This window comes from Acinetobacter sp. Gutcm_16, from assembly GCF_028649355.1.
GTDB lineage: Bacteria > Pseudomonadota > Gammaproteobacteria > Pseudomonadales > Moraxellaceae > Acinetobacter > Acinetobacter johnsonii.
This window is the reverse complement of the sequence record NZ_JAQSUV010000018.1, coordinates 95,177-120,429: the sequence shown is the minus strand read 5'-3', so window position 1 is coordinate 120,429 and position 25,253 is coordinate 95,177. Positions and strand designations below refer to the sequence as shown.

The 25,253-nt window shown below is 42.3% G+C and carries 18 protein-coding genes and 1 pseudogene; 10 read left to right on the top strand and 9 right to left on the bottom strand.

Annotated elements, in window-relative coordinates:
• Positions 1–24: 24 nt before the first annotated feature.
• The 5 genes and pseudogenes from PTT44_RS03560 to PTT44_RS03540 form a co-directional block, all read right to left on the bottom strand.
• Entirely contained in the window at positions 25–843 is an 819-nt protein-coding gene (locus PTT44_RS03560; protein WP_168157969.1) for a hypothetical protein, read from the bottom strand.
• Positions 844–933: 90 nt separating this feature from the next.
• A complete protein-coding gene (locus PTT44_RS03555) occupies positions 934–2,523 on the bottom strand; it encodes a peptide chain release factor 3 (protein ID WP_004979098.1) in 1,590 nt (529 codons plus the stop codon).
• A gap of 379 nt (positions 2,524–2,902) precedes the next feature.
• Positions 2,903–3,409: pseudogene (locus tag PTT44_RS03550) on the bottom strand (hypothetical protein).
• Positions 3,410–3,633: 224 nt separating this feature from the next.
• Positions 3,634–5,712 carry a bifunctional diguanylate cyclase/phosphodiesterase gene (locus PTT44_RS03545; RefSeq protein ID WP_168157970.1) on the bottom strand — a complete coding sequence of 693 codons (2,079 nt, stop codon included), beginning with the start codon at positions 5,710–5,712 and terminating at the stop codon, positions 3,634–3,636.
• 265 nt (positions 5,713–5,977) lie between these two features.
• Positions 5,978–8,173 (bottom strand): carboxy terminal-processing peptidase, encoded by a 2,196-nt coding sequence (locus PTT44_RS03540; RefSeq protein ID WP_168157971.1) that lies wholly within the window; start codon positions 8,171–8,173, stop codon positions 5,978–5,980.
• A 241-nt stretch (positions 8,174–8,414) separates the two neighbouring features.
• Between PTT44_RS03540 and nagZ the strand changes: the two genes are divergently transcribed.
• Together nagZ and PTT44_RS03530 are read left to right on the top strand one after the other, a co-directional pair.
• Positions 8,415–9,431 (top strand): beta-N-acetylhexosaminidase, encoded by a 1,017-nt coding sequence (gene nagZ, locus PTT44_RS03535; protein WP_273795536.1) that lies wholly within the window; start codon positions 8,415–8,417, stop codon positions 9,429–9,431.
• Between the two features lie 158 nt (positions 9,432–9,589).
• On the top strand, positions 9,590–10,465 hold the full coding sequence (locus PTT44_RS03530; protein ID WP_168157973.1) for a class I SAM-dependent methyltransferase: 876 nt from the start codon (positions 9,590–9,592) through the stop codon (positions 10,463–10,465).
• Between the two features lie 58 nt (positions 10,466–10,523).
• Here the strand turns inward: PTT44_RS03530 and PTT44_RS03525 are convergent, their stop codons facing one another.
• Positions 10,524–11,855 (bottom strand): alpha/beta fold hydrolase, encoded by a 1,332-nt coding sequence (locus PTT44_RS03525; protein ID WP_168157974.1) that lies wholly within the window; start codon positions 11,853–11,855, stop codon positions 10,524–10,526.
• Between the two features lie 306 nt (positions 11,856–12,161).
• On the opposite strand from PTT44_RS03525, the gene PTT44_RS03520 reads away from it, so the two are divergent.
• The 5 genes from PTT44_RS03520 to PTT44_RS03500 all read left to right on the top strand — a co-directional run bounded on the left by PTT44_RS03520 (position 12,162) and on the right by PTT44_RS03500 (position 19,255).
• Entirely contained in the window at positions 12,162–13,427 is a 1,266-nt protein-coding gene (locus PTT44_RS03520) for a glutamate-5-semialdehyde dehydrogenase (protein ID WP_168158291.1), read from the top strand.
• Between the two features lie 609 nt (positions 13,428–14,036).
• Positions 14,037–15,254 (top strand): acetate/propionate family kinase, encoded by a 1,218-nt coding sequence (locus PTT44_RS03515; protein WP_168157975.1) that lies wholly within the window; start codon positions 14,037–14,039, stop codon positions 15,252–15,254.
• Positions 15,255–15,309: 55 nt separating this feature from the next.
• On the top strand, positions 15,310–17,451 hold the full coding sequence (pta, locus tag PTT44_RS03510; protein WP_168157976.1) for a phosphate acetyltransferase: 2,142 nt from the start codon (positions 15,310–15,312) through the stop codon (positions 17,449–17,451).
• Between the two features lie 204 nt (positions 17,452–17,655).
• Positions 17,656–18,666, top strand: coding sequence for a hypothetical protein (locus PTT44_RS03505; protein WP_168157977.1), 1,011 nt, complete (start codon positions 17,656–17,658; stop codon positions 18,664–18,666).
• A 178-nt stretch (positions 18,667–18,844) separates the two neighbouring features.
• A complete protein-coding gene (locus tag PTT44_RS03500) occupies positions 18,845–19,255 on the top strand; it encodes an NUDIX domain-containing protein (protein ID WP_168157978.1) in 411 nt (136 codons plus the stop codon).
• A 111-nt stretch (positions 19,256–19,366) separates the two neighbouring features.
• Here PTT44_RS03500 and PTT44_RS03495 read toward each other — a convergent pair whose 3' ends face one another.
• A complete protein-coding gene (locus PTT44_RS03495; protein WP_168157979.1) occupies positions 19,367–20,272 on the bottom strand; it encodes a DMT family transporter in 906 nt (301 codons plus the stop codon).
• Positions 20,273–20,451: 179 nt separating this feature from the next.
• Between PTT44_RS03495 and PTT44_RS03490 the strand changes: the two genes are divergently transcribed.
• Complete coding sequence (locus PTT44_RS03490) at positions 20,452–21,321, top strand: helix-turn-helix domain-containing protein (protein ID WP_168158292.1); 870 nt, start codon at positions 20,452–20,454, stop codon at positions 21,319–21,321.
• Positions 21,322–21,343: 22 nt separating this feature from the next.
• Here PTT44_RS03490 and PTT44_RS03485 read toward each other — a convergent pair whose 3' ends face one another.
• Positions 21,344–21,649: a hypothetical protein gene (locus tag PTT44_RS03485; RefSeq protein WP_004692420.1), complete on the bottom strand. Its 306-nt coding sequence runs from the start codon at positions 21,647–21,649 to the stop codon at positions 21,344–21,346.
• 662 nt (positions 21,650–22,311) lie between these two features.
• Between PTT44_RS03485 and PTT44_RS03480 the strand changes: the two genes are divergently transcribed.
• A complete protein-coding gene (locus PTT44_RS03480; RefSeq protein ID WP_004692421.1) occupies positions 22,312–23,838 on the top strand; it encodes a fumarate hydratase in 1,527 nt (508 codons plus the stop codon).
• A 103-nt stretch (positions 23,839–23,941) separates the two neighbouring features.
• Complete coding sequence (locus PTT44_RS03475; RefSeq protein ID WP_168157980.1) at positions 23,942–24,490, top strand: DUF2059 domain-containing protein; 549 nt, start codon at positions 23,942–23,944, stop codon at positions 24,488–24,490.
• Positions 24,491–24,495: 5 nt separating this feature from the next.
• Here PTT44_RS03475 and PTT44_RS03470 read toward each other — a convergent pair whose 3' ends face one another.
• Complete coding sequence (locus tag PTT44_RS03470; RefSeq protein WP_010325895.1) at positions 24,496–25,212, bottom strand: DUF2846 domain-containing protein; 717 nt, start codon at positions 25,210–25,212, stop codon at positions 24,496–24,498.
• Positions 25,213–25,253 lie beyond the last annotated feature (41 nt).

Below are 25,253 nucleotides of genomic sequence, written 5' to 3'. Positions count from 1 at the left end.
CCAGCTCTTGCTTTGGCCAATGCACTAAAACAACTGGGTATAGACCTCGGCTTTTAATACCTGTTGAGTTTGTGCTTTCGTCAAATAGATATCAAGCTGGGTCCCATCTTTTACAATCTCATGAGTCCGATAATGTAAACCGATGCCCTCTTGGTCAAAAAACCAATCTGCTTGCCCCCAGTACAACTTCGCTGGTGCAGATTTTCGCACTTCAGGTTCTTGTTTCTTCAGCCAGTCTTGATATGCTTTTTGCACCAACACATTCATCGCCAGTTGCTGTTTCGGATGAATTAACTCTAATAATGCCACCGCTTTTTGGTTTTTACGATCTGCAACAAAGAAATAATAACGTTCCTTAACATTTACATTCTCTTGATTGGTATCAACCCCAATTTGCATGAGCACAAACTGATTGCGCTGATACGGTATACGCGTATACATCGCCAAGCTATAAGCCTTGTTACCCTTGAATTCAGCTTGCCATGTATCCGACTTTTTCACATAGGCATTAATAGCTTGCTGTAAGCTCATGTCTTGTTTTAAGCCAATTTGATCTTGAATCACTCGGGCCTGACTTTTGGCAATCCATTGGTTTAACCACGGATCTGCCGTTGTTAAACTTTGCAGATCCAACTCAATACAATTCTTGGTTTCACAAAATGGCTGTGCAATATCAGCCGCTTGTTGCTGAATACTTAAATATGGTAACACTTCAGCCTGCTCTGTTTTAAATACCGAGCTTTTGGCATCTGCGTCTGTTTCAGATTGTTTAGAGGAGTCACATGCCGTCAATAAGACAGTCAAACTCACCAATATTGTATAAATAGCCTGTTTCTGCAACATGCGTCTTCCATGAAATTCATGATTAAAATAAAGTATCTTGCATAATAAAACAGCTTCACGAAGAAGCTGTTTTATTTTTTAACATCCCGATTAGTGTTCGCGGGTATTGCGGAACACGATGTCTGGATAACGCTCTTGCATCAATTGTAAGTTCACACGACTCGGTGCCAAGTAGGTCAAGTGACCACCGCCATCTACCGATAGTTGGTCATGTGCTTTTTTCTTAAATTCATTGAATTTTTTGTCATCATCACATGACACCCAGCGCACAGTGTTAATGCTCACAGGCTCGTAGACGCAGTCGACTTTGTATTCTTCTTTCAAACGGTATGCCACCACTTCAAACTGAAGCACACCTACCGCACCGACAATCAAGTCATTGCTATTTTGCGGCATAAAGACCTGTGTTGCACCTTCTTCTGAAAGTTCTTTTAAGCCTTTTTGTAACTGTTTCGATTTCAATGGATCTTTCAAACGTACACGGCGGAACATTTCAGGGGCGAAGTGCGGGATACCCGTAAATTGTAGTTTTTCACCTGAGGTAAAAGTATCGCCAATTTGAATCGTACCGTGGTTATGTAAACCAATAATGTCGCCCGGCCATGCTTCTTCTAGATGCTGACGATCACCAGCTAAGAAAGTCAAAGCATCACTAATACGCACATCTTTATCTAGACGCACATGCTTCATTTTCAAACCTTTTTCATATTTGCCTGAACAAATACGCATAAAGGCAATACGGTCACGGTGTTTCGGGTCCATATTGGCTTGAATTTTAAAGACAAAGCCAGTAAAACCCTCTTCAGTTGCTTCAACCAAACGATTTTCTGTTGGGTGCGCTTTAGGTTCAGGCGCATAGTTGCTAAATGCATCTAACACATGGTCTACACCAAAGTTACCTAATGCTGTACCAAACAATACAGGCGTTTGACGACCCGCAAGGAACTCTGTGCGGTCTAAAGGCTCATTGGCCATTTGCACCAACTCTAGAGACTCTTCAAATGCCGCCCAAGCCAGCTCACCGACTTTTTCACGTAAGTCTGGATAGTCATAACCATCACGGACTTCGATTTCGGTAATGGTTGAACCAAAACCTGCTTTATACACATAAAACTTTTCTTCGATCAGGTTAAACACCCCAGCGAAGTCACGACCTGTACCAAGCGGCCAAGTGATCGGCACACATTTGATTTTGAGAACGTTTTCAATTTCATCCAACAGCTCTAAAGGCTCACGGATTTCACGGTCCATTTTGTTCACAAACGAAATGATCGGTGTGTCACGCATACGACACACTTCCATCAGTTTCACAGTACGATCTTCGACACCTTTTGCACCATCGATCACCATCAAAGCTGAATCGACCGCCGTTAAGGTACGATACGTATCTTCAGAGAAGTCTTCGTGTCCCGGCGTATCGAGTAGGTTGATCATCTTGTCTTTAAATGGAAACTGCATCACAGAGGTGGTGATCGAAATACCACGTTCTTTTTCCATTTCCATCCAGTCCGAAGTGGCTGCACGGTCCGATTTACGGCTTTTCACCATACCAGCAATCTGAATAGCTTGTCCCCACAACAGCAATTTTTCTGTCATGGTGGTTTTACCAGCATCGGGGTGAGAAATAATCGCAAAAGTCCTACGAGCCGCGACTTCTTTCGCCAATTGATCTTTAAACATAAGAGAAATCTTCAATAGGTACACGGTGTTGTACACAACTTATGGATGTGTATCCAACCCGTAAAGTGATAACTTAAAATTGGCGCAATTGTAGCAGATTTATGAATGAGATTTTATTGATAATTTTCCCTTAACCCATCAGCTTAGTACATCGCATTCGTCGTCAATTCGAATGCTTTTTAGCTCTGGTAGCGGGTAAGAATAGAAAACTAAATGCTATCAGCTATAACTTAGATGTACAGAAACATTGTTTGATCCGATCTGAACTTACACTTAATCACGCTGTACCCAATGACAACTCGAAGCAAAACTTCCGTTACCCATACATCAGGCATTATTTTATCTTGTTTAAGCCTAATCTGAGGTCATTTTATAAACTTCATTCAAACTCTGGATATACGAAACTATATTTCCCTGTTTTTATACGTTCTACTATAGCCAAAGGGGGCATAACCACACCTATTTCTGCTTTACGGTTTTCTCCCTCTAGATTTCCAACATAAGTAAATTAATCGTCATTAATGTGCCATACAAACCAATTGTGAGAAATTTTTATTGGTTCTTCCCCTACCATAACACCATAATCATCTGTGTCTCTGAATAATATTGTAGAAGTTCCACCCACATCAGATATGTTTCCAACTTTCTCCCAAAGATGCATTTTTATGCCAAACTTAGTGACACAATGCGCATAAAAATCGATATCATCATTAACGATATCCGATAACGTAGGAGTTGCATGGATCGGGTACACTTTTTTAAATGCTCTGATCACATCACTATTTAATTGTCTTAAATCAAAAGCAATAAGCTGGAAATATTTTTTTCCCTCATTATCCAATTCTACAGAAAAAACATCACCAATCTTAGTCACGACTCTAACCATAATTATTTAATTCCAAATTGTTCCCAATGTTTTGAACTGATTGAATTGAACGGCTTGGTATACGGACAACAGGACACTAAAACGAATAGATTCTAAAGAATGCATACAAAGCCGATATCACTAGATAGAGGATTTTGCGAACACTGCTTATTTTTTATTAGACTCTCAACTAAATTACATCACCATAAAAGCGATCAGCCATCAGCACAAATTGTAGATATCGCTTAATTGAAATAAGTTGACGATGTGTACTCAAACTCTTCCAAGCGCTTAACATCCATAGGCATACCCAACAAATAGCCTTGTAATTGCTGACAGCCTAACCGTGATAAAATTTCCATTTGCAGAGGACTTTCTACACCTTCTGCTGTCACGACCAAACCCAAGCGAATCGCCAGATGAACAATACTTTCTAAGATCATTTCATCTTTTGAGCCAACGGTCAGCTCATGAATAAAGCCACGATCAATCTTTAGCTCATCCACAGGAAGATTTTTTAAATATAAAAAGCTGGAATGTCCTGTCCCAAAGTCATCAATCGCCAAACGAATCCCCATTTCACGTAAACGCTGTAAGGTACGAATGCTGCCTTCGATATGGTGCATGGCCGTACTTTCAGTGATTTCAATAATTAAATGATTAGGGTTGACTTTATATTTATCAAAAAGATGCTCAAGATTATTAAATAAATGCTTATGCTCAAACTGCACCGCCGATAAATTCACAGCAATTGGATACAGTTCAATTTTCTCTCGTTCCCAGATTTGTAGTTGTTTACATGCTTGCTCCAAAGCCCAATACCCCATTTGGATGATCAGCCCCGTTTTCTCCGCGCCTTTAATAAACATATTGGGGGTCAGCAAGCCTAAAGTCGGATGCTTCCAGCGAATCAGCGCCTCGACTCCACAAATCCGTTGATCTTGGATGGTAAATTTAGGCTGGTAATACAAAACAAACTGTTGCTCTTCTACGGCTTTATATAAGTCATTAATCAGCTTAGTTTGGCTTTTCGCTTCTTGTTGGTCAAAACTGTAGTTAAAAATAGAATAGGTATTTCGTCCCTGATATTTTGAGGTCAGCATCGCTGCATCGGCATTAATCAGTAAATCCTGCAAATTACTACCATGCTCAGGATACATCGCAATACCGATACTGGCCGACACATTGATTTCTTTGCCCGCGATCAAAAAACTATCTTGAATCAACTCAAGTACGTGCTCCGCCATTTGGCACGCTTGCTTAGGAGTTGCCTGTTCCAACACCATCAGGAATTCGTCCCCACCAATTCTGAGAATTTTTTCATTTTTACTTAAGTTACGATGAATCCGAGTGGTCAGTTGAACCAATAATTGATCCCCAACATGATGCCCAAAGACATCATTCACAGCTTTAAAGCGATCTAAATCGATATATAGAAAAGCAATACTTTCATTGCGGAAGCGGTGATCTGTAAACAGAAAATGGGCGTATTCCGCCAAATACAAACGATTTGGCAGCTTGGTCAGATTGTCCTGTACCGCCTGATTTGCCAACTCTTTATTGGCAAGAGAAAGTTGAATATTGCGCTCTTCTAAACGTTGCTCCAGCACCGCAACAACAAAAGCTGCAACCAGAATCAAACTGGTAATAAATATAACAACAAATAAAACGATGCTTTGCCCTGCTTCAAGGGTCATGACCAGCTTGTCACTATGGGTTGGATAGAACGAGACTGCTAGCATACCGGTATAATGCATACTCACGATGGTCAAGGCCATCATTGATGCAACACACCATTGGTACAACAGTTTCTTACTAACTGCACTTTTATATTTAAAAATCAGCCAGAAAGTGAGGCCTGATCCACTAATCGCAATTAAGATAGAGAAAACTGTCAGTAAGGGATCATAAGCGCTCTGATAGCCCTCAATAACCAGTCCCATCATACCAGTATAATGCATGCCCGAAATACCAAGCCCCATCAATACCGACCCCAAGACTAATCTTAAAAAAGGTAAGGTCTGGCGCGTAGTCAGCCAAATTGAAAAAATGGATGCAATAAAAGCAATAAAAAAAGAAAGAATAGTTAGTACAGGGTCAAAATGACTATGCGTCGGCAAATCACAAGCCAACATACCCACAAAATGCATAGCCCAGATGGCACAGCCCAAGAAAAAACTACTGAGTAAAATGAGCGCTGTTTGAAATTTTTTACGCCAAGCACGAAATAATAAGCGTTCGGTCGACACTGCAAAAAAACACGCCAACAATGCCACAACAATTGAACCTAATACCAAACTAAAATCGTAATGCACATGCATCATATAAAGTGTCCGTATTAATTGCTCTTTTTCTTCATTTATATATCCTTTTTATCAAAGGCGAAAAGCATTACTACCCGATTAAGAATCTTATACAAACAGGTTCAGGTCAAGAAAAAATCACAGAAATCTCATTAGAATTTATAGATTTATTTTACCTAGCAGATTGGTTTGGCAGCCTGCCAATCCCACATTTGTGTTTTTAATCACAATTTAAATAAAAAGCCAGTCGAAACTGGCTTTTTAATACATCGACTCAACAATTAAACTATTTTGCAGTGCCTTTTTGCAACTTAGCATAATCTAACAAGACATTTGCAGATTCAGTCACAAAAGCTTCCTCTTCAGGCAATGCTGGACGCTGATTCGCTTTCATTTTAGCACGTGCCTCAACTAGAGCTTCCATAGACGCTTGATAGCTTTCCCAGTTTGCATAAGGCTTTTGTCCTGCAATCTGACGGCGCTTATTTTCCGAATCTAAAGTCTGCTTTTCCAAAGCCAACAGCTCGGCTTTACGCTGATCAATATCTAAAACCACTCGTTTTTGATCTTCGGTTTTTTTCGAAATCGCTTTACGCTGTTCAAGATAATTAAACTGCGGGTCGACTTTAACGCGTGCTTGCGACAGTTCACCTAAACGTTTCACATACGGTGCAATGCTGCCTTCACGTTTAAACGGTGCGGTTGGAATAGTGTCCCATTCAAGCGCATTTTTCGCTTTACGCTCACCAAACTCTTCATTGTAAATATCTACCAATTTCACGTCTGGAATCACGCCTTTGTTTTGCGTACTGCCACCCGTTACGCGGTAAAACTTACGTTGCGTTAGTGTCGCTTGACCATGCGCCAAGTTATCGAGCTGAACTTGTGCTGTTCCTTTGCCTGTAGTAGTACTACCAATCACAATGCCACGTTCATAGTCTTGGATTGCAGCAGAATAAATTTCGCTTGCAGACGCAGATGCTAAATTCACCATCACTGCCAATGGACCCGCATAGGTTTGCGCGCCATTGTCATCGTCTTCAAAAACGCTCACATTGCCGTTACCATCTCGAATTTGCACCACAGGACCTGACTTAATCACCTGCCCAAGCATACGAGCTACTTCTTCAAGTGACCCCCCTGGGTTATTACGTAAGTCGATAATAATCCCTGATACATTCTTGGCCGCCAAAGTTTTCAGCGCATTGTTAGTATCTTCAGATACAGAACGATATTCTGTGCCCGCGCGACGTGCACGATAGTTTAAATAGAAAGACGGAATTTCAATCACACCAAAGGTGTACTGCTGGCCATCACGCGTCACATTCACGGTACGTGAACGAACCCCTGCATCTTCTTCTTGAATGACGTCACGGGTAATGGTCACATTACGCGCTTGGCTCATCGGCGCACCTGAACCGAGTAAACGTATGGTGACTTTGGTACCACGTTTACCACGGATTAAGCCCACAATTTCATTGCTCGGCCAACCGATGACATCCACCATTTTTTCGCCATCTTGCGCCACACCAATGATGCGGTCACCCGACTTCACCTGTCCAGACTTGCTCGCAGGACCACCTTCTACAATGGTTTCGATTTTGGTGTAGTCTTCATTGCCCCGTTCGGGTCGAATCGACACCCCAATCCCTTCAAGTTGCAAAGTCGTCTGACGATTCAATTCCATTGCATCGACAGGCGGGAAATAGTTACTGTGCGGATCATAGGTAAGCGTCATCGCATTGAGTGTTTTGTCTAACACATCATCACTTTTCACCCGTGAAATACGTTCTAACTGGCGCATATAACGCTTGGTTAAGGTTTGTACTGGGGTTAAATCTTCCGAGCTAGTGAGATCTTGTCCATTGGCCAATTCTGGGTTGGCTTTAAGCGCTTTTTGCTTGGCCAACTCTTCTTCTTTACTGATGGTCAAATTAATCAGCTGTGAAACCAACATTTTGTTCCAATGCTGACGCTGCGCAGCTTCATTGGCAAAATACGGTGCCTTTTCACGATCCGTTTCGATATAAACGTTGGCTTGTTTTAAATTCTGCGGCTTTTTCAGCTCATCCAGCATATACGTATAAAACTGGGTCAAACGATCACGATACTGTGCATGAATCGCATACGGTCCGCTTAAGTCACCCGCTTTTAAAGCCGCTCCTAAGTTTGAACCATATTTACGCTTATAACTCTCTACTTCAGAAGCAAGAAACAACGAATGATCTGGATCTAAACTGTCCAAATAAAAATCGAGAATACGCGCCGATGTTTTCGCATCTAAACGTTGATTGAGATAATGTTGACGGTCAACCAAGGTCGCCAGTTGACGAGACACCAAAGCCTGCTCCTGCGACGGAACAATAGCTTGTTTGGTTACAGCGGTAGTTTCAGTCGCTGCAATGGCTTCATTAATGGCATGGGTGAAAAAGAATCCACCCGTTGCAATTGCAACCGCACAAGCAATGGTTTGAAGTTTCATAAATAATTCTTAGTTCCTTGGTTTTTGACCAAAATTACAATGTCATTTTTCGACATGAATTGAGAATATTCAAAATCTTAAACAACTTAATCTGTTTATGTCGTGTAGTTTTATCATAATCTGTGCTGACAAAATGTAGCAAATCATTGCAAAATTCGGGTATTGTTTTCGACGACCTGTTTCGCTCACCTTTCAGAGCCAAAACAGTCACTGACCAAAAAATCAAATACGGACACCCAATATGATTGGCGCATTGATGCTCGACATCGCAGGCACAGAACTTACTCAAGAAGATATTGCACTATTACAAGCACCGCAAGTCGGTGGCATGATTTTATTTGGACGAAATATTGAGTCTCCTGCACAAGTTCGCGCCCTCACCGACCACATGCGCCGAATTCGTCCTGATATTTTGATTGCTGTCGATCAAGAAGGCGGACGTGTTCAACGCTTAAAACAGGGCTTTAGCCTACTTCCAGCAATGGGTAAGTTTGGCGAGCTATTCTTAAGCGAACCTGAAAAAGCCTTAAGCTTGGCAGAACAATCTGGCTGGCTGATGGCGACAGAAGTGCTTGCCGTCGGTATCGACTTTAGCTTTGCCCCTGTACTCGACTTAAATGACATCAGTGATGTGATTGGTGACCGTGGCTTTGCCAAAAATATTCAAGACATCGTACCGCTAGCCAGTGCGTTCCTAAAAGGGATGAAAGCCGCGGGCATGGCATCGACAGGCAAACATTTTCCAGGCCATGGTTCAGTCAAAGCAGACTCGCATGTCGCAGCAGCCATCGACTCACGCACGTATGATGAAATTTATGCCAAAGATATGCAAACCTTTATCAAACTGATGCCGCAGTTAGACGCACTCATGCCTGCCCATGTGATTTATAACCAAGTCGATCCAAACCCAGCAGGTTTTTCGCCGTATTGGATTCAAACCGTGCTACGTCAGCAACTGGGCTTTGATGGTGTCTTATTCTCAGATGATTTAAGCATGCAGGCCGCATGTGTTGCAGGTGGTGCAGATTCCCGCATTCAAGCCGTACTCCATGCAGGCTGTGATATGGGACTGGTGTGTAATGACCGAGCATCCGCATGTGTAGCCTTGGAGGGGATCAACCAACTGGCGCTGCCAAACCAAGCTCGCTTAGAACGCATGCGTGGTCAGATTCCAAATATCAGCGTTCAGTCGAAGCTGCATTTAGGTGAAGATTGGGCCAAAGTACGCGACCAAGTGGAACTGTTTAGATTAAGTTAAGCACTTCATCTTTGACCATTTCAACCTCGATATTTCGGACAAAGGGACATCACAAGATGTCCTTTTTTCATTATGATAAACTTAAAATAAATCAACAGGCTTGCTCTGCATTGCCCAAACAACAACGCTAAAACAACAAAATATCAGGTACGGATACCATGACAGATGCTCTATCAGCTCATCGCCACATCTCTTTTACTGCGCACTATACAGGCTATATTTGGTATAGCATGGGCATCTCACATCCTGTATTTGCCACCCGCAAAGGGAAGTTGCTAGCCAAACTTGTACATCCACTCGAAAGTTGGGCTGAAAAACATGTCGGCGGCAGCATGCGCACCACATTAAAACAGCGCCATCAAATGATTGATGACCACCTCAGCGCGCTGATCCAACAATACCCAAGCTTACAAGTTTTAGAAATTGCCAGTGGCCTGTCCCCTCGCGGCTGGAGCTTTCGACAACAGTATCCTGAGATTGACTATCGTGAACTCGACTTACCAGACATGGCAAAAATGAAAACTCAGGCCTTAAAACAGATCGATCAGACCAGTCCAGCGGTTCTCTCCGCCGACTTATTTAGTGCAGATTTTGCCCGTGCTTTTGAGGTGTTTGACCCAAACCGCCCTTTGGTGGTGGTGAGTGAAGGTTTGATCAACTACTTTAGCAAAGACATGCTCACTCAACTGCTACAAGGCATTGTCCAATACGGACAGCAGTTTGATCAGTTATATTATCTGACTGACCTCTACCCTGAACCTGTGAAAAATAAGCTGGCTAACTTTATCTGGAGCAGTAGCAAGCTTTTAAAATGGATGTCCCGTAGCGCCTTTGGCTTTCACTTTGTCAGTCCGCCTGAAGCGGCTCAATTTTTCAAACAAGTAGGCTTCAACACTGTTACCGTTCACCAACCCACTTTAGCTTTCAATAGCACTCAGTCCGACACTTCAAACTTAGATCAGCAGGACCACTTAGGCGACTTGGTCTGGTTGATACATAGCCAATGGCAAAAGCCCAATCAACCCGAGCAATAAACTTAGTCCCCATAAAAAAACAGCGATGAAACGCTGTTTTTTTATTTTTGAATTTCACTTAACTTACGGCTTCGAGCAAAGTCTGTTCTTGTTTCTGACGTCCCACAAAGCGAAGCAGTCGATCCGCGAGTTCAAAACTGCCATGTTTAAATAAGGCACGAATATACAGCCCATCTTCGGCAAAAATTAAACATTCAATCTGAAACTCGCCTTCTTCATCGCTCAAGTGCAAAGCCAAATCACGCGGATATTTAGCCGCCACAGCAGCTAAGTCTGACTCAAAGCGTAAAAGCACCCCAAAGTAGTTCAAGTCCACCACTTCAGTCGCAATCACCAAGTCTGAATGTCGATAGCTTAAGAAAGTTTCAGGGTGTTGAATCTGAACCCGCTCTTCACCGCGGCGCTCCATATCCAGCATTTGTGCCCGACTAAAGGGGATAATCCCGTCTAAGTGCTGAATGGATTCATCCTTCAGAAACGTCGCAAACAAATGCATGGTTTCTTTACGGCGTTGTAGCTGTGGCACATGGTCTGCATTGGCAATTTGCGCATATTCCATGTCAGGACATTGCAACGCAAAGTTGGCATTTTCATGTGGCAAGGTAAAACTGTCATATTGGCCACAGGCCACCAAAACTTTGCACTGTGGAATCGGCACATCGGTGAGGCGAAGCAAACGATTACAGTTGATTTCATAACGCTCTTGTTCTGTTGCGGTAAACTCCGCCATCTGTCTGAAGAACAAACGCTTGGCTGTGGGTGACATTTTGGTTTTATCCATTTTGGCATGATTGACCAAATACAAAATCACGGCCTGACCAAACTCATCCATGCGTTGTTCACGCATTAAGTGTAACGACTCTTCTAGCAACATCCGCCAGCTTTTGCGGGTCTTTTGCATCACACCCATTAAAATCATACGGTCAATGAGCTCCGGTCGTTGATCGGCCAGACAAGACGCCACCACTGAGCCCAGTGACATGCCCATCACTGAAACTTTGTCTAATCCTTCAATATCTAACCAAACGCCGAGCATTTTCGCGAGATCACCCAGTTCTAACGTGCCCGCAGACAAACCTGTATCGATATTACGAATTTGTTGATTGGCACCCATTGAAGGCAGATCAATCAGGATAATCGGACCGGCATCGAGCAGTTGCTCAACGCAATATTTGTAGGAATTAAAGTTTTGAAATGCCCCACCGATAATCACGATAGGCGTACGATGGAATGACTCTGGCCGAGCAATCGCCATGTATTCGACTTTCCAACCCTCAATCCATGTGGTTCGTGCAGGTTCTTTAAAGCTGTTACGATGGTAAACATCAAAAAAACCTAAGCGTAAATTCGCGTCATCCAGCTCGGCATCCCTTTGAATCATAGAATTCATGTTCCTTCCCTCTACTCTTGCCTGTACTTTTTGTTTTGCAAGAAATGCACGATCACGCCTGTCAACGACAACAGGGTGTTCAGTGTTGTAATAATTATGCAAGGACTTCATGTCCTAAAATTCATTCTATACAGAGCACTGTTTTACACGCAACAGATTGTGTAACCGCTCATCATGTTTTAGATAAAAAACAATTTCAAAATATGTATAAGTCCGCCTATACACTGGATTTTTCATGTAGAGACTATGCGGTCGAGTGTTAGGCTGTTACTATCTTCTGTGAAATTTCTAAGTGATCAAACCGCTATGCAAGAGTCGATTGAACAATATATGCAAACGGTAGGACAGCAAGCACGTCAAGCTTCTCGTATTTTGGCGCGTGCTTCTACCGAAACTAAAAACAATGCGTTGTCAGCTATTTATACTGCTTTAGTCAACAGTGAGCCCACTATTTTAGCGGCAAACCAAGCAGATATGAACAAAGCGCACAGCAACAACTTAGACAGTGCTTTACTTGATCGCTTAGAACTGTCTCCCGCACGCTTTAAAGGCATGTTGCAAGGCTTAAAAGATGTGATTGGCCTCAAAGATCCTGTCGGTGAAATCACCGATATGGCCTATCGTCCGTCAGGAATCCAGCTTGGTAAGATGCGCGTTCCTTTAGGCGTGGTTGGCATGATTTACGAGTCTCGCCCAAATGTGACCTTAGAAGCCGCATCTTTAGCACTAAAGTCAGGTAATGCCATTATTTTACGTGGTGGTTCTGAAGCCCTCGAATCCAATAAAGCCATTGCTGAAGCCATTCAACGCGGTTTAAAACTGGCGGGTTTACCTGAACATGCAGTTCAAGTGATTAACACCGCAGACCGCGCAGCCGTGGGGCAACTGATTACACTCACTGAATTTGTCGATGTAATTGTTCCACGTGGAGGCAAAGGCCTGATTGAACGTATCAGCAATGAAGCCCGTGTCCCTGTGATTAAACACTTGGACGGGAACTGTCACGTTTATGTTGAAGCACAGGCTGACCTACAAAAAGCCCTACCGATTGCGCTCAATGCAAAAACTCACCGTTATGGCGTATGTAATGCAATGGAAACTTTGCTGGTCGATGAAAAAGTCGCAGATGAGTTTTTACCGCGTGTCGCTGAGCTCTACACTGAAAAACAAGTGGAGTTGCGCGGCTGTGCTGAAACTCAGCGCATTTTAGGTGCTGCTGTCAAAACGGCGACAGAAGAAGATTGGTACACCGAATACCTCGGTCCAATTTTAGCAGTGAAAGTGGTGTCTGGTATGGAAGAAGCGATTGAGCATATCAATAAATACGGCTCACACCATACCGATTCGATCATTACAGAAAACTACTCTCTAGCTCGTGAGTTCTTGGCCGCTGTGGATTCGAGTTCGGTCATGATCAATGCGTCAACCCGTTTTGCCGATGGTTTTGAATATGGCTTAGGTGCAGAAATTGGCATCTCAACGGATAAAATCCATGCCCGTGGCCCAGTCGGCTTAGAAGGCCTGACTTCACAAAAATGGATCGTGTTTGGTGATGGTCAAATTCGCCAATAACTCATCCGACACATTTTAAATATCTATGTTCAGCTCTTTCCAAAGGGCTGAACATTTTTTATATCTGAACGCCCTCTGCAAGCACTCTCAAAACAAAAGCATGATCATCATAAGATGCACGCGTATTTTACTGATCCCCTATCGGCTGTTGTTTTGACTTTACATCCCTTTTTTTACATAAAGGCGTTTGCCAACCTAATCAGTGCCATTTCAACTCGAATGCTTAAAATTTAGAGGAAATCATGCTTTTTTGATGGTCACGTTGATTGCGTATGTGATTGTGCGTGTATCTAAAATGACATATCAAAAATAAACAGGAACGCCACAATATATTCAGCTCTTTTCAGCAGATAGCATGTTATTTTTATAGCGTTGAAGCTGATGAATAATTCAGCATCATTTCATGAATAAATGAAAATCATGAACCGATAAATTTTAATTATTATTCATCAGACGGTCGATAGTGCTTAAGTCTAATCACCTAAAGTCTATCTTGGACTAAAAATATACACATGATACAACATAAAAAATGATCAAGATTGCATAAGAACGTACTGCATGAAGATCAGTTCTAGGACGGATAATTCAATTAGAATCAGGTATTAAAACGTGTCTACATCAGTATTAGTAATTAACTGCGGATCTTCATCAATCAAATATGCGCTCGTTTCTGAACGTCGTGAAGATCGTATTTTCGGTTTAGCTGAGAACTTAGGTTCTGCTGACGCTCGTATCAAAGGCATTACTGCGGGTGGTCAACCCCTTGAATTGTCTATTCCACATGCCGATCATGAAAAAGCATTGGAAACCATCTTAGAACGCCTTTCACATTATAACCCTCAAGCCATTGGTCACCGCGTAGTACACGGCGGTACATTGACCAAAGCTGAGCTTTTAACAGAAGAAATTGTCGAACGCATTCGTGCAGCAACACCACTTGCTCCATTACACAACCCTGCACACTTGGTTGGGATTGACGCCACGATGCGTTTATTCCCAGAACTACCACAAGTGGCGGTATTTGATACAGCATTCCACCAAACCATGCCTGCACATGCTTATCGCTATGCTGTGCCAAAATTTTTATACACTGAACACAATGTCCGTCGCTATGGCTTCCACGGTACAAGCCATGCTTATGTGTCTGAACGCGGGTCAGAACTGGCAGGTAGCTTCAAACAAGGGGGCTGGTTAACTGCACACTTGGGTAATGGTAGCTCTACTTGTGCAATTTGGAATGGACAAAGTGTCGACACCTCAATGGGCTTAACTCCACTTGAAGGTGTCGTGATGGGCACACGCAGTGGTGATGTCGATCCAAGCTTACATAGTTTCCTTGCCAACAACTTAGGTTGGGATATTTATAAAATTGATAAAATGTTAAATAGCCAATCGGGCTTACTTGGCCTGTCTGATCTATCAAATGACATGCGTACTTTGATTGAAGCCTCTGAACAAGGCAATGAAGATGCGACTTTAGCTATTGAAGTGTTCTGTTACCGCCTCGCAAAATCATTGGCTGCACTGAGCTGTGGTCTACCACGTCTTGATGGCTTGTTCTTCACGGGTGGTATTGGTGAGAACTCCGCATATATTCGTGAAAAAACAGTCGCTTTCCTGCCACACTTTGGTTTTAACTTGAGTAAAGAAGCCAATGACAGTTTAAAACGTGGTACCGAAGGTCGTATTGATGCAGGTACAGGCCCACAAATTTGGGTTGTGCCGACCGATGAAGAAGGCCGTATTGCCAAAGAAACTGCATCCGTGGCCGATGAGGTGATTCAAACTGCTGCAAAAAAGTCTGAAGACAATGTAGCGATCGCTTAAGCGGTCGTTACATTCACTCAAGTCTGTTTTAAATTCTTGTATGACGAATAAATATATGAAAACGATTTTACTTGTGCCCACTGGGGAAGGCGTCGGCTTAACATCCGCTTGTCTGGGTTTGGTTTATGCGCTGGAATGCCAAGGGGTTAAGGCTGGCTTTTTAAAACCTTTTTCTCAAGAACTCACCACAGGTGCAGACCGTACCACAGCGCTCTACCACCATGTTTCAAAAAATGAAACTGTTGAACCGATTAGCTATCACACCATATTGCAACAACTCAGTGCTGGTGAAAATGATGAGCTACTTGAAGATGCGGTTCGTTTGCATCGTGCTATTGCGCGTAAGCATGACCTGATCATTGTTGAAGGCTTAGTCCCGAATAGCCGAGATTCTTTTGCCTCTGAACTAAATGCACAACTTGCGCAAGCACTCGATGCCAAAGTTATTATTGTCAGTAATGCAGACATTAATAAACCAAGCGCGACGGCTGAAAAAGTCGATAGCCAGCTACGCTATTTTGGCGGTGCCAGTTCTGAGCGAACTGCGGGTGTGTTATTGATGCGCACCAAAGGCTTGCCCGATGACTCAGCACATATTCCAGTGACGTTTGACCCAAGTCTGCGTTTAATCAGCGATACCAATAAATTTATTATTGAACTCCAAAAAACCCATCCAAAGCTCGGTTCAGACAAACTCCCTGTAATCGGCTTGGTTCCATTTAGCAACACGCTCAGCGTACCGCGTATGTCAGACTTGGCTTCACACATTCAGGCGGAATGGATCAATCAAGGCGATGCTAACCAACGTCGTGTGTTGCATAGCAGTCTGATTGCATCAAACATTGAGCATGAACTACATAAGTTTGTCGCAGGCGAACTTATCATTAGTGCATCAGATCGTATCGATGTACTTTTGGCATCTAGCTTAGCCAGCAGTAACGGTATTCCACTGGCAGGTTTGGTCCTAACTGAACACCATACGCCAAATGAGCAAGTGCTTGCATTCTGCCAAACAGCGATTAAACAAGGCTTACCAATTTTACATACAGCGCTCAGCACGTTCGACACGGCGCAGAGCTTAGCCAATCTCAGCAATGAAATTCCTGTCGATGATACTGAACGCGCTGAACAAGTCACTCGTTTTGTATCGAGCCATATCAATGAAGAATGGCTAAAGGTAATGTTGAATGGCTCGTACCAACCTCGTCTCTCGCCTTCGGCTTTCCGCCATGAATTGGTCCAAAAGTCGATTGCCGCGAAGAAGCGCATTGTCCTCCCTGAAGGCGATGAACCACGTACAGTTCAAGCTGCGGCCATTTGCCAATCTCGTGGCATTGCACACTGTCTCTTATTGGCAAAACCTGAAGCTGTCGTAGAAGTGGCAAAAGCACGTGGTATTGAGCTTCCACATGACTTAGAAATTATCGATCCAGATTTAATTCGTGAAAACTATGTCGAAAAAATGGTGGAATTGCGTAAAGGCAAACTGAACGAGCTGCAAGCACGTGAACAACTGCAAGACACAGTCGTTCTTGGTACTATGATGTTGGCACTCGATCAGGTCGATGGTTTGGTTTCAGGTGCAATACATACCACAGCCAATACTGTACGCCCAGCCTTCCAACTCATTAAAACAGCGCCTGAGTACTCACTGGTCTCTTCCGTGTTCTTTATGCTGTTACCCGATGAAGTCTATGTGTATGGGGACTGCGCGATTAACCCAGACCCAAATGCCGAAGAGCTCGCTGAAATTGCGATTCAATCGGCTGACTCAGCGAAGGCCTTCGGTTTAGATCCACGTATTGCGATGATTTCATACTCAACAGGTACCTCTGGTGCTGGAGCTGAAGTTGAAAAAGTCGCTGAGGCAACACGTATAGCGAAAGAACGCCGTCCTGATCTGTTGATTGATGGGCCGCTTCAGTACGATGCAGCATCGGTTGAAAGTGTCGGACGCTCGAAAGCACCTGATTCTAAAGTTGCAGGTCGTGCCAATGTGTTTATTTTCCCTGACCTAAACACAGGCAATACGACCTATAAAGCCGTGCAACGCTCTGCCAATGTGGTAAGCGTCGGCCCAATGTTGCAAGGTTTGAACAAACCTGTAAATGATTTGTCTCGTGGGGCTTTGGTGGATGACATCGTGTTTACGATTGCACTCACTGCAATTCAAGCAGAACAGCAAGCAACAGCGTAAAGTAATTTAAGCGGATCAAAACCATCCAACGGAAAAGTTGGGTGGTTTTTTTATTCTATAGCGCTCAACGGTATGACCGAAGCTTAACTTCTATATATTTACGAACATAGCCCAAACACAGATAAAATAGTAAGACTTTACTTTTCAGAAACTTAAGAAATATACTCAAGCGATATAATTAAATCCTAAATCATTGGTCTCATAATGAATAAAAAATGGCTTCCAATTCTAATAATGACAACATTTTCACTGACAGCATGTAATGAATCTAAGCAGCACCAAACACCGTCAGACTCAACCACAGCATATAAAAACTTAAGTACAGCCAATCCAGCTGACATTAAAGCGGATCTTGATGCCCTAGATCAGATTTCGAATAAAAACTCTCAAGCCATTTTGAACGCACAAGATGCGCTTAAAGCAGCTCGTCAAAATAAAGAAGTCGATACCATCCCCGCCCTGCTAGAACAACTGAAAACCCATTCTCTTGCGTTTAATACCGCACTAGATGCAACAAACTTCAAAAGCCAAGAGGGTGCTGCGTTACGTGAGAAATTTAAGCAAGTCCATCTTCTAGGAGTTGAGCTCGCACAAGAAAATACTAAAAACCCACCACAGATGGATCGTATCACTGGATTAGAAGCAAAAATTAGCGTCATACAACAAAGCTCTATCAGTGAAATGAGAGCCTTACAACGCATGATATATCCTCAACTCAATACTGGGGCATTAGACAACACCCGACAACAAGCAAAATCAACAGCTGAGCTCAATGTTACGGCTCGCACTGCACCGCAGACCACCTCACATCTGAGTCAAGATAATGCCGCAGACATTAAATATGATCTCATCGTTCTTGGAGCTGCATCTCAAACAGCCCAAAAAAAGGCGCAAGATTCTTTTATGGGCATGCAGTATGCGATAGACAGCGGAAATAAGAATGCGCTTATGACGGCTGTTAAACAAACCACTACGCAAATTCATGACCTGAATCAAAAATACGATACTGTGACACTCAAAAGTGCTGAAGTCACAGCAGCTCGTGAAAGGTTAAAAGAAGAAAATAATCTCCAAATCGAAATGGGTAATATCATCTTATCGGACTCACCAGATCGACAGAGGTTTGCTGAGCTAAATGAGAAATGGAAAAATGCTCAGAAAATGGTTGAAATGGAGATGGAAGCGCTTCGAATTAAAGCTAATACAGCATCATGATGAGCTCATGCAGATTTGGTTCAAGCTATTGTCAGTAGAAAAATTCCCTGACAGCTCTAGATACGACTATGTCCAGTATAGCCAATGATCATAGCGGTAAAGCTGTATAAATTTATTTCGCCGAAGTTCTATTCTTTTAAATTGCTATAATGACCGACCTAATTGATAAAAATTAAAAATGACATTAATAAAAAAAGTAGTCCCTGTGATATTGCGGGATATCAATCAAAGAACAGAAATATTAGTGTTTAAACATCCTATTGCAGGTATTCAAATCGTAAAAGGCACAGTTGAGACGAATGAAGAACTAGAAGAAGCAGCTTTGCGAGAGCTTTATGAAGAATCAGGGATTTCTTCTGCACATATTCACTCATATTTGGGTTTACATCATCCATCTGAACAAGGTCCTAACTGGCATGTATTTATCTGCCATAGCACAGAAACTATAAAAGAGCATTGGACACATTTATGCAATGATGATGGCGGGCTAGAGTTTAATTTCTTTTGGCACCCTCTTTTTGAGTCACCAACCGCAGATTGGCATCCACTATTCCAAGAATTACTCGCGTTTATAAAATCAAAATATTGAGCCGTAGCTTAGGAAAATTTTTGATTCACTAGAGCTAACAGCGTATAGCTTTAAAAGCCCAGATCTCGTGTCTGAGCTTTATAAACTGTAGTGTCTTTAGATCTTCATCACTCAGCTTCGCTTCAACATTTGACTCAGTCTAAAGTTAGGCGTTTGAATAAAGAAAATTGCATTACCACATAAAATCAAAATCACCCCAATCACCGCATTCATATGCCATTGATACCCTTCCCAGATGGTCGAAATCACCAAAGCCACCAAAGGAAATAACAAAGTACTATAAGCTGCCTTACCCGCACCAATACGTCCAACCAAATAGAAGTAGGCGGTAAAGCCAATCACTGAACCAAAAATAGCCAAATACAATAAAGCACTCACCGCACTGAATTCCATAGCGGGGAAAAACTCGTCTTGTTTAAATCCAGCAATCAATGCCATCAAGATTGAACCATACAACATGCCATAAGCATTGGTGGTAAAAATATCCAATCCGTTTTTCTGATGGCGCGCACTGATCATATTGCCCAGTGAAAAACCATAGGTTCCTAACACACAAAGGCCAATCCCCATCAGCGTATGATTATTTAAGGTACTCCCCACCACATCATGCCAAAACAAGGCAATAATCCCCAATCCACCCAACAAAACCGCAGGATAAAAACGGGTAGATACCTGTTGTCCAAAGAACAGTTTGGCGTTGAGGGTATTAAAAATGACCGCCATCGAAAAAATAACTGCCTCTAAACCACTGCTGATATATTGCACCGCATAATAAAAACAAACAAAGTTAAAACCAAAAATACAGCATGCTTGTAACATACAAAACAGATGATCTTTTACAGCCAGTTTTTGTAGTTTTCGGCACAACACAACAAAAGTAAACAACACTAGAGCCGAAATAAAGAAGCGCCAAAACACGGCTACATTGGTCGATATTCCACTTTGTTGCTGCAGACTAATCGCAATCCATGTCGTTCCCCAAATCACGACCACCAAAGCATATAACAGCGCATTCATACTCTTTAACCCAAACTCAAACCACTCACGCTATTGTGCTTGGTTTAGGTTTCTCATTTCTTGCACCTTCTTGTGGTCACTATCATGAACTTGTGGTTTTTTACTGATTTTCGGATATAGATGACAAAATGAAATCAAAGTCCTACACTCATTCTTCCATTCGGCACTGCGTATAGATGATGAAATATCAGATTCTAGATCAATTACAACAACATAAAGCTCAACTCCTCGACTCGGTCGAACTGGGTTCGGGCATGCAGTTGGCCATGTGGCAAAACAACCAAGACCGTGTCAGTGTTTGTAGTAACCACCATACACTCAGTATGTATATTCAAGGTGGATATCACAGTTACCAAAAGACAGCTCAAGGTTGGCATAATGGCGGTGGGCCAGATCATATGTGCTTGATGCCACAAAATTTTGAGTCGACCTGGGATCTGCGCGACCCACTGACTTTTGTGCATCTGTACTATACTGAAAAACACCTACAACGCGTCGCCGAACAGGTCTGGGATCGTGAGCCAAGCCAAATTATTTTAAATCCACAAAGTTTCGTGGCCGACCCACAGATCGCTATGATCTATCGACACTTTTTACTCAATGGGGCTTGGCAAAACAGGGAAAATCACTTGCAGATGAGTACTGCCACAACGCTTCTGCTCAACCATTTGATTAAAAATTATAGCCATACCGAATGGCAAGTCCCTGAAGTCAAAGGTGGGCTGTCCCCATATACCCTGAAACAGTTATTAGAGTGGATTGATCAGCATATTCAGCAAAGCTTGACCTTATCAGATTTGGCTGAACAAACTCAGCTCAGTGAATATCATTTTGCCCATATGTTTAAGCAATCCATGCACATGCCACCGCACCAATATGTGATGCAACGTCGACTTGAACTGGCACACCAAGCTCTACAGCAGACGACTGCTAATATGACAGACATTTCGGAACAATATGGATTTAGCTCCAGCAGTCATTTTAGCCATCGCTTTAAAAAGCACTTCGGCTACTCTCCATCCCAAATGCGGAAAAGTGAGAAAAATTAGATCGGATAAACTCACATTCAGCTTATTTATCTAACATCAAAATAAAGCTCATCATTAAACTCGACATTAAAAAACCGAAAAAAGCACTCATCAAATAAGCTTTCCGACGCTCTTGAGCAGATTGGCTCAGGACTTGATGGCGCATTTCCATATGTTGCTTTTCTTCAAAAATCGTCATCTCGACATCGTTTTTTGGCGGAGCTTTTTTCAAAAGCAAAGGCAACATTGCAAGCATCATGCAGTAAAAATTAAATTTAAATATATCTTCGACAATGACATTGCCTGCATGCTTTTGAGCCATTAAATAAAACAGGAAAATAGACCACAAGAAAAAGCATCCGATAAATAGCAAGGCTGAAGTCGAGGAATAGTATTTCATTTTATTTTTTAAGATTTGAAACTGGAATCTTAAGGCGTTAAACAATTTTTAGCTAGTTGAAGATTTGAAGATTTGAAGATTTGAAGATTTGAAGATTTGAAGATTTGAAGATTTGAAGATTTGAAGATTTGAAGATTTGAAGATTTGAAGATTTGAAGATTTGAAGAAAGCTTAAAACAAAAAAAGAAGATAAAGCTTAAGCCTGATCTTCTTTTTGACCGTACATCCAAGTCGCTGCGATATATACACAAAAGCCCGCAGCCATCACTAAACCTGTCAACATGCTCGATGTCCTATTGTTTGATGAATGCATTATGCTAAAGTTTTATGACAACTTTATGACAGTGTTGTCATATTTCAATATTATTATTTTTCCAATATATTCAATAACTTAAGCAATAAATCATATTCATAATCCAAATTTAGACATGAAATATTTCATTAAATTTAGATATTTTTGTCATATTTACCACCGTTTATAACCTCATTTTCTCATCAATTTTGTTCAACTATTAAACTTTCGCCCAAAGGCTTCGCAAAACATCCACAACCTCGGCATTTTGTCTTATAATTTAGCCCGCTAGCTATCAGCCCGCTCAAGAGATATTTGTATGACCACTATTATCAAGCAAGATGATTTGATCACATCGGTCAAGGACGCGCTTCAATTCATTTCGTACTATCACCCACAAGACTTTATCCAAGCGATGAGCCGTGCGTACGATCGTGAAGAAAACAAAGCTGCGAAAGACGCCATTGCACAAATCTTAATTAACTCGCGTATGTGCGCAGAGGGTCACCGCCCGATCTGTCAAGATACAGGTATCGTCAACGTATTTGTTGAAGTGGGCATGGATGTTAAATTTGATTTAACTATGAGCTTAGACGATGCAATCAACGAAGGCGTACGTCAAGGTTACTTAGAAAACTCAAACGTATTGCGTGCTTCTGTATTGGCTGACCCAGCTTTTGGTCGTAAAAATACCAAAGACAACACCCCTGCTGTGATCTACCACAAACTTGTTCCAGGCAACAAAGTGGATATTACCGTTGCGGCAAAAGGTGGCGGTTCAGAAAACAAATCTAAACTGGCTATGTTAAATCCATCTGATTCAATCGTGGATTGGGTACTAAAAACTGTTCCAACCATGGGTGCAGGCTGGTGTCCACCAGGTATGTTGGGTATTGGTATTGGTGGTACTGCTGAAAAAGCCATGATGCTTGCAAAAGAATCGCTCATGGAAGAAATCAACATGGACGAATTGCTTCGTCGTGGCCCTGAAAATAAAATCGAAGAACTTCGTATGGAAATCTTCGAAAAAGTAAATGCATTGGGTATTGGCGCGCAAGGCCTAGGTGGCTTAACCACAGTTCTAGACATTAAAATTAAAGATTACCCATGTCACGCTGCGGGCAAACCAGTGGGCATGATTCCAAACTGTGCAGCGACTCGTCACGCACACTTCCAACTTGATGGTACAGGTGTTGCACACATTCAAGCACCTAAACTTGAAGACTATCCATCAGTCACTTGGGATTCTTCAACTTCTAAACGTGTTGACCTAGATACGATTACTCAAGAAGAAATGAACGCATGGCAACCAGGCGATACATTATTGCTTAACGGTACAATTTATACGGGTCGTGACGCTGCGCACAAACGTATGGTTGACATGTTGAACAATGGTGAAGAGCTCCCAGTTGACCTTAAAGGTAAATTTATCTACTACGTTGGCCCTGTAGATCCAGTCGGTGATGAAGTGGTTGGTCCTGCTGGCCCAACAACAGCAACACGTATGGACAAGTTCACACGCCAAGTACTTGAAGCAACAGGTATGTTCGGCATGATCGGTAAAGCGGACCGTGGCCCTGCAGCGGTTGAAGCAATTAAAGACAACAAAGCGACTTATTTGATGGCAGTAGGCGGCGCAGCTTACCTTGTGTCTAAAGCGATTCGTGAAGCTGAAGTGGTTGCTTTTGCTGACTTAGGTATGGAAGCGATTTACAAATTTGTAGTGAAAGACATGCCTGTATCGGTAGCAGTTGATGTGAATGGCACATCTATTCACGCAACAGCACCAAAAATCTGGCAAGCGAAAATTGGTAAAATTCCAGTAGTTGATGCTGCAGCGGGCTAAAACTTAAGTTTTACTTTTTTGGATACCCTTAACATGCTAAGGTCATGTTAAGGGTATTTTTTTACCTACTTTTATAGACTTAATCAAAAGATATAGACCAACAATGAAAAAATTAAATCACATGCTTTGCGGTATTACCTTATGTGTCCTCAGCACAGTTTCTTTTGCCAAACCCGCGACCGAAGCATCGGTAGAAAAGGCGCTCAAACTGGGCGATATTAAAGGCACATTAGCACAGTCTCAGCAAGAAATGCGCCCCGTTTATGACCAGCAAGCCGAAGAAATTATTAAGAATATTTTTAAAACCTCAACACTCAATGCCGAACAACAAAAAGCAGCCAAGCAAATCGCTGAAATCACGGCATCATTTAGCAGTAAATTGATTTCAGATCCAAAATTTATGCAAATGCTTAAAAATGTCTATATGCAGACCTTTACCGAAGAGGAAGTGTTGGCCAACATTCAGTTCCTCGAAACGCCTCTAGGCCAGTCTATCAATAAAAAAAGCAGTAAAATGATGAGTGAAATCATGCGTAATAGCATCGCCATGTCTGCTGAAATGATGCAAGATCCGGCTATTCAGCTGGAAATGAATCGTCAAATTGAAAAGACCCTGACACCATTATTTGAACAAGCAAAAAAAGTACAATAGCTTACTTACCAGGTTAAAGGATTCCACAGCTTAAAGGGCTTCATCAGCTGAACATCTTCACTTGGGTCATATTTGGCAGGTTTAAGTTTTTGCGCTTTCTTTCGTAACTCACCCGTGTGTTGATCTTCCGCGACAAAGTTGTAACTGTTCGACTTTAACTGGGTAAATGCAATTTCTTGAATCGCAATTTTTTCAGGGATAACCGCCAAAGGCCCCGAAACATCACGGCGTGTGGATAAGTTCTCTTCATCGTACTTGATGAAATAAGACTGCCCTGCTTCTACGCTAAAATCGATATATTTCGGCTTTTGAAAATGGTTAATACCCAAAGGCCGACTACTCGATAAACGATAAGTCCCAGCGGGCAATTCGACCCAATAATAATGATTGTTCAGCAGGCTTGGAATACGTTCTTTATTGATAAATAAACTCGATGCCACAATTTCTTGTCGATTCCATTTTGAGTCTGGACGATACAGATAAACCATCGCCGCTTGTTCATGCTGGGGTTGGACACGCTGAAATCGCTGTCCTAATTTTTGATTGACCCATCCACCTACGCTAAACACCCCAATACGATACTGCTCAATCATGCCTGGGTCGTGTTCAAAATCAACTTCATGACTGAGGGTTGATGTTAATTCAGGTTGTTCAACTGTCGCTTTTCCATGACAACCCAATAAAATTAAACTGCTTAAAAGCGTAATCGTCATTGCACGCATGACTATTCCTCACGACGTATTTTTATTTTGATACTGAATTT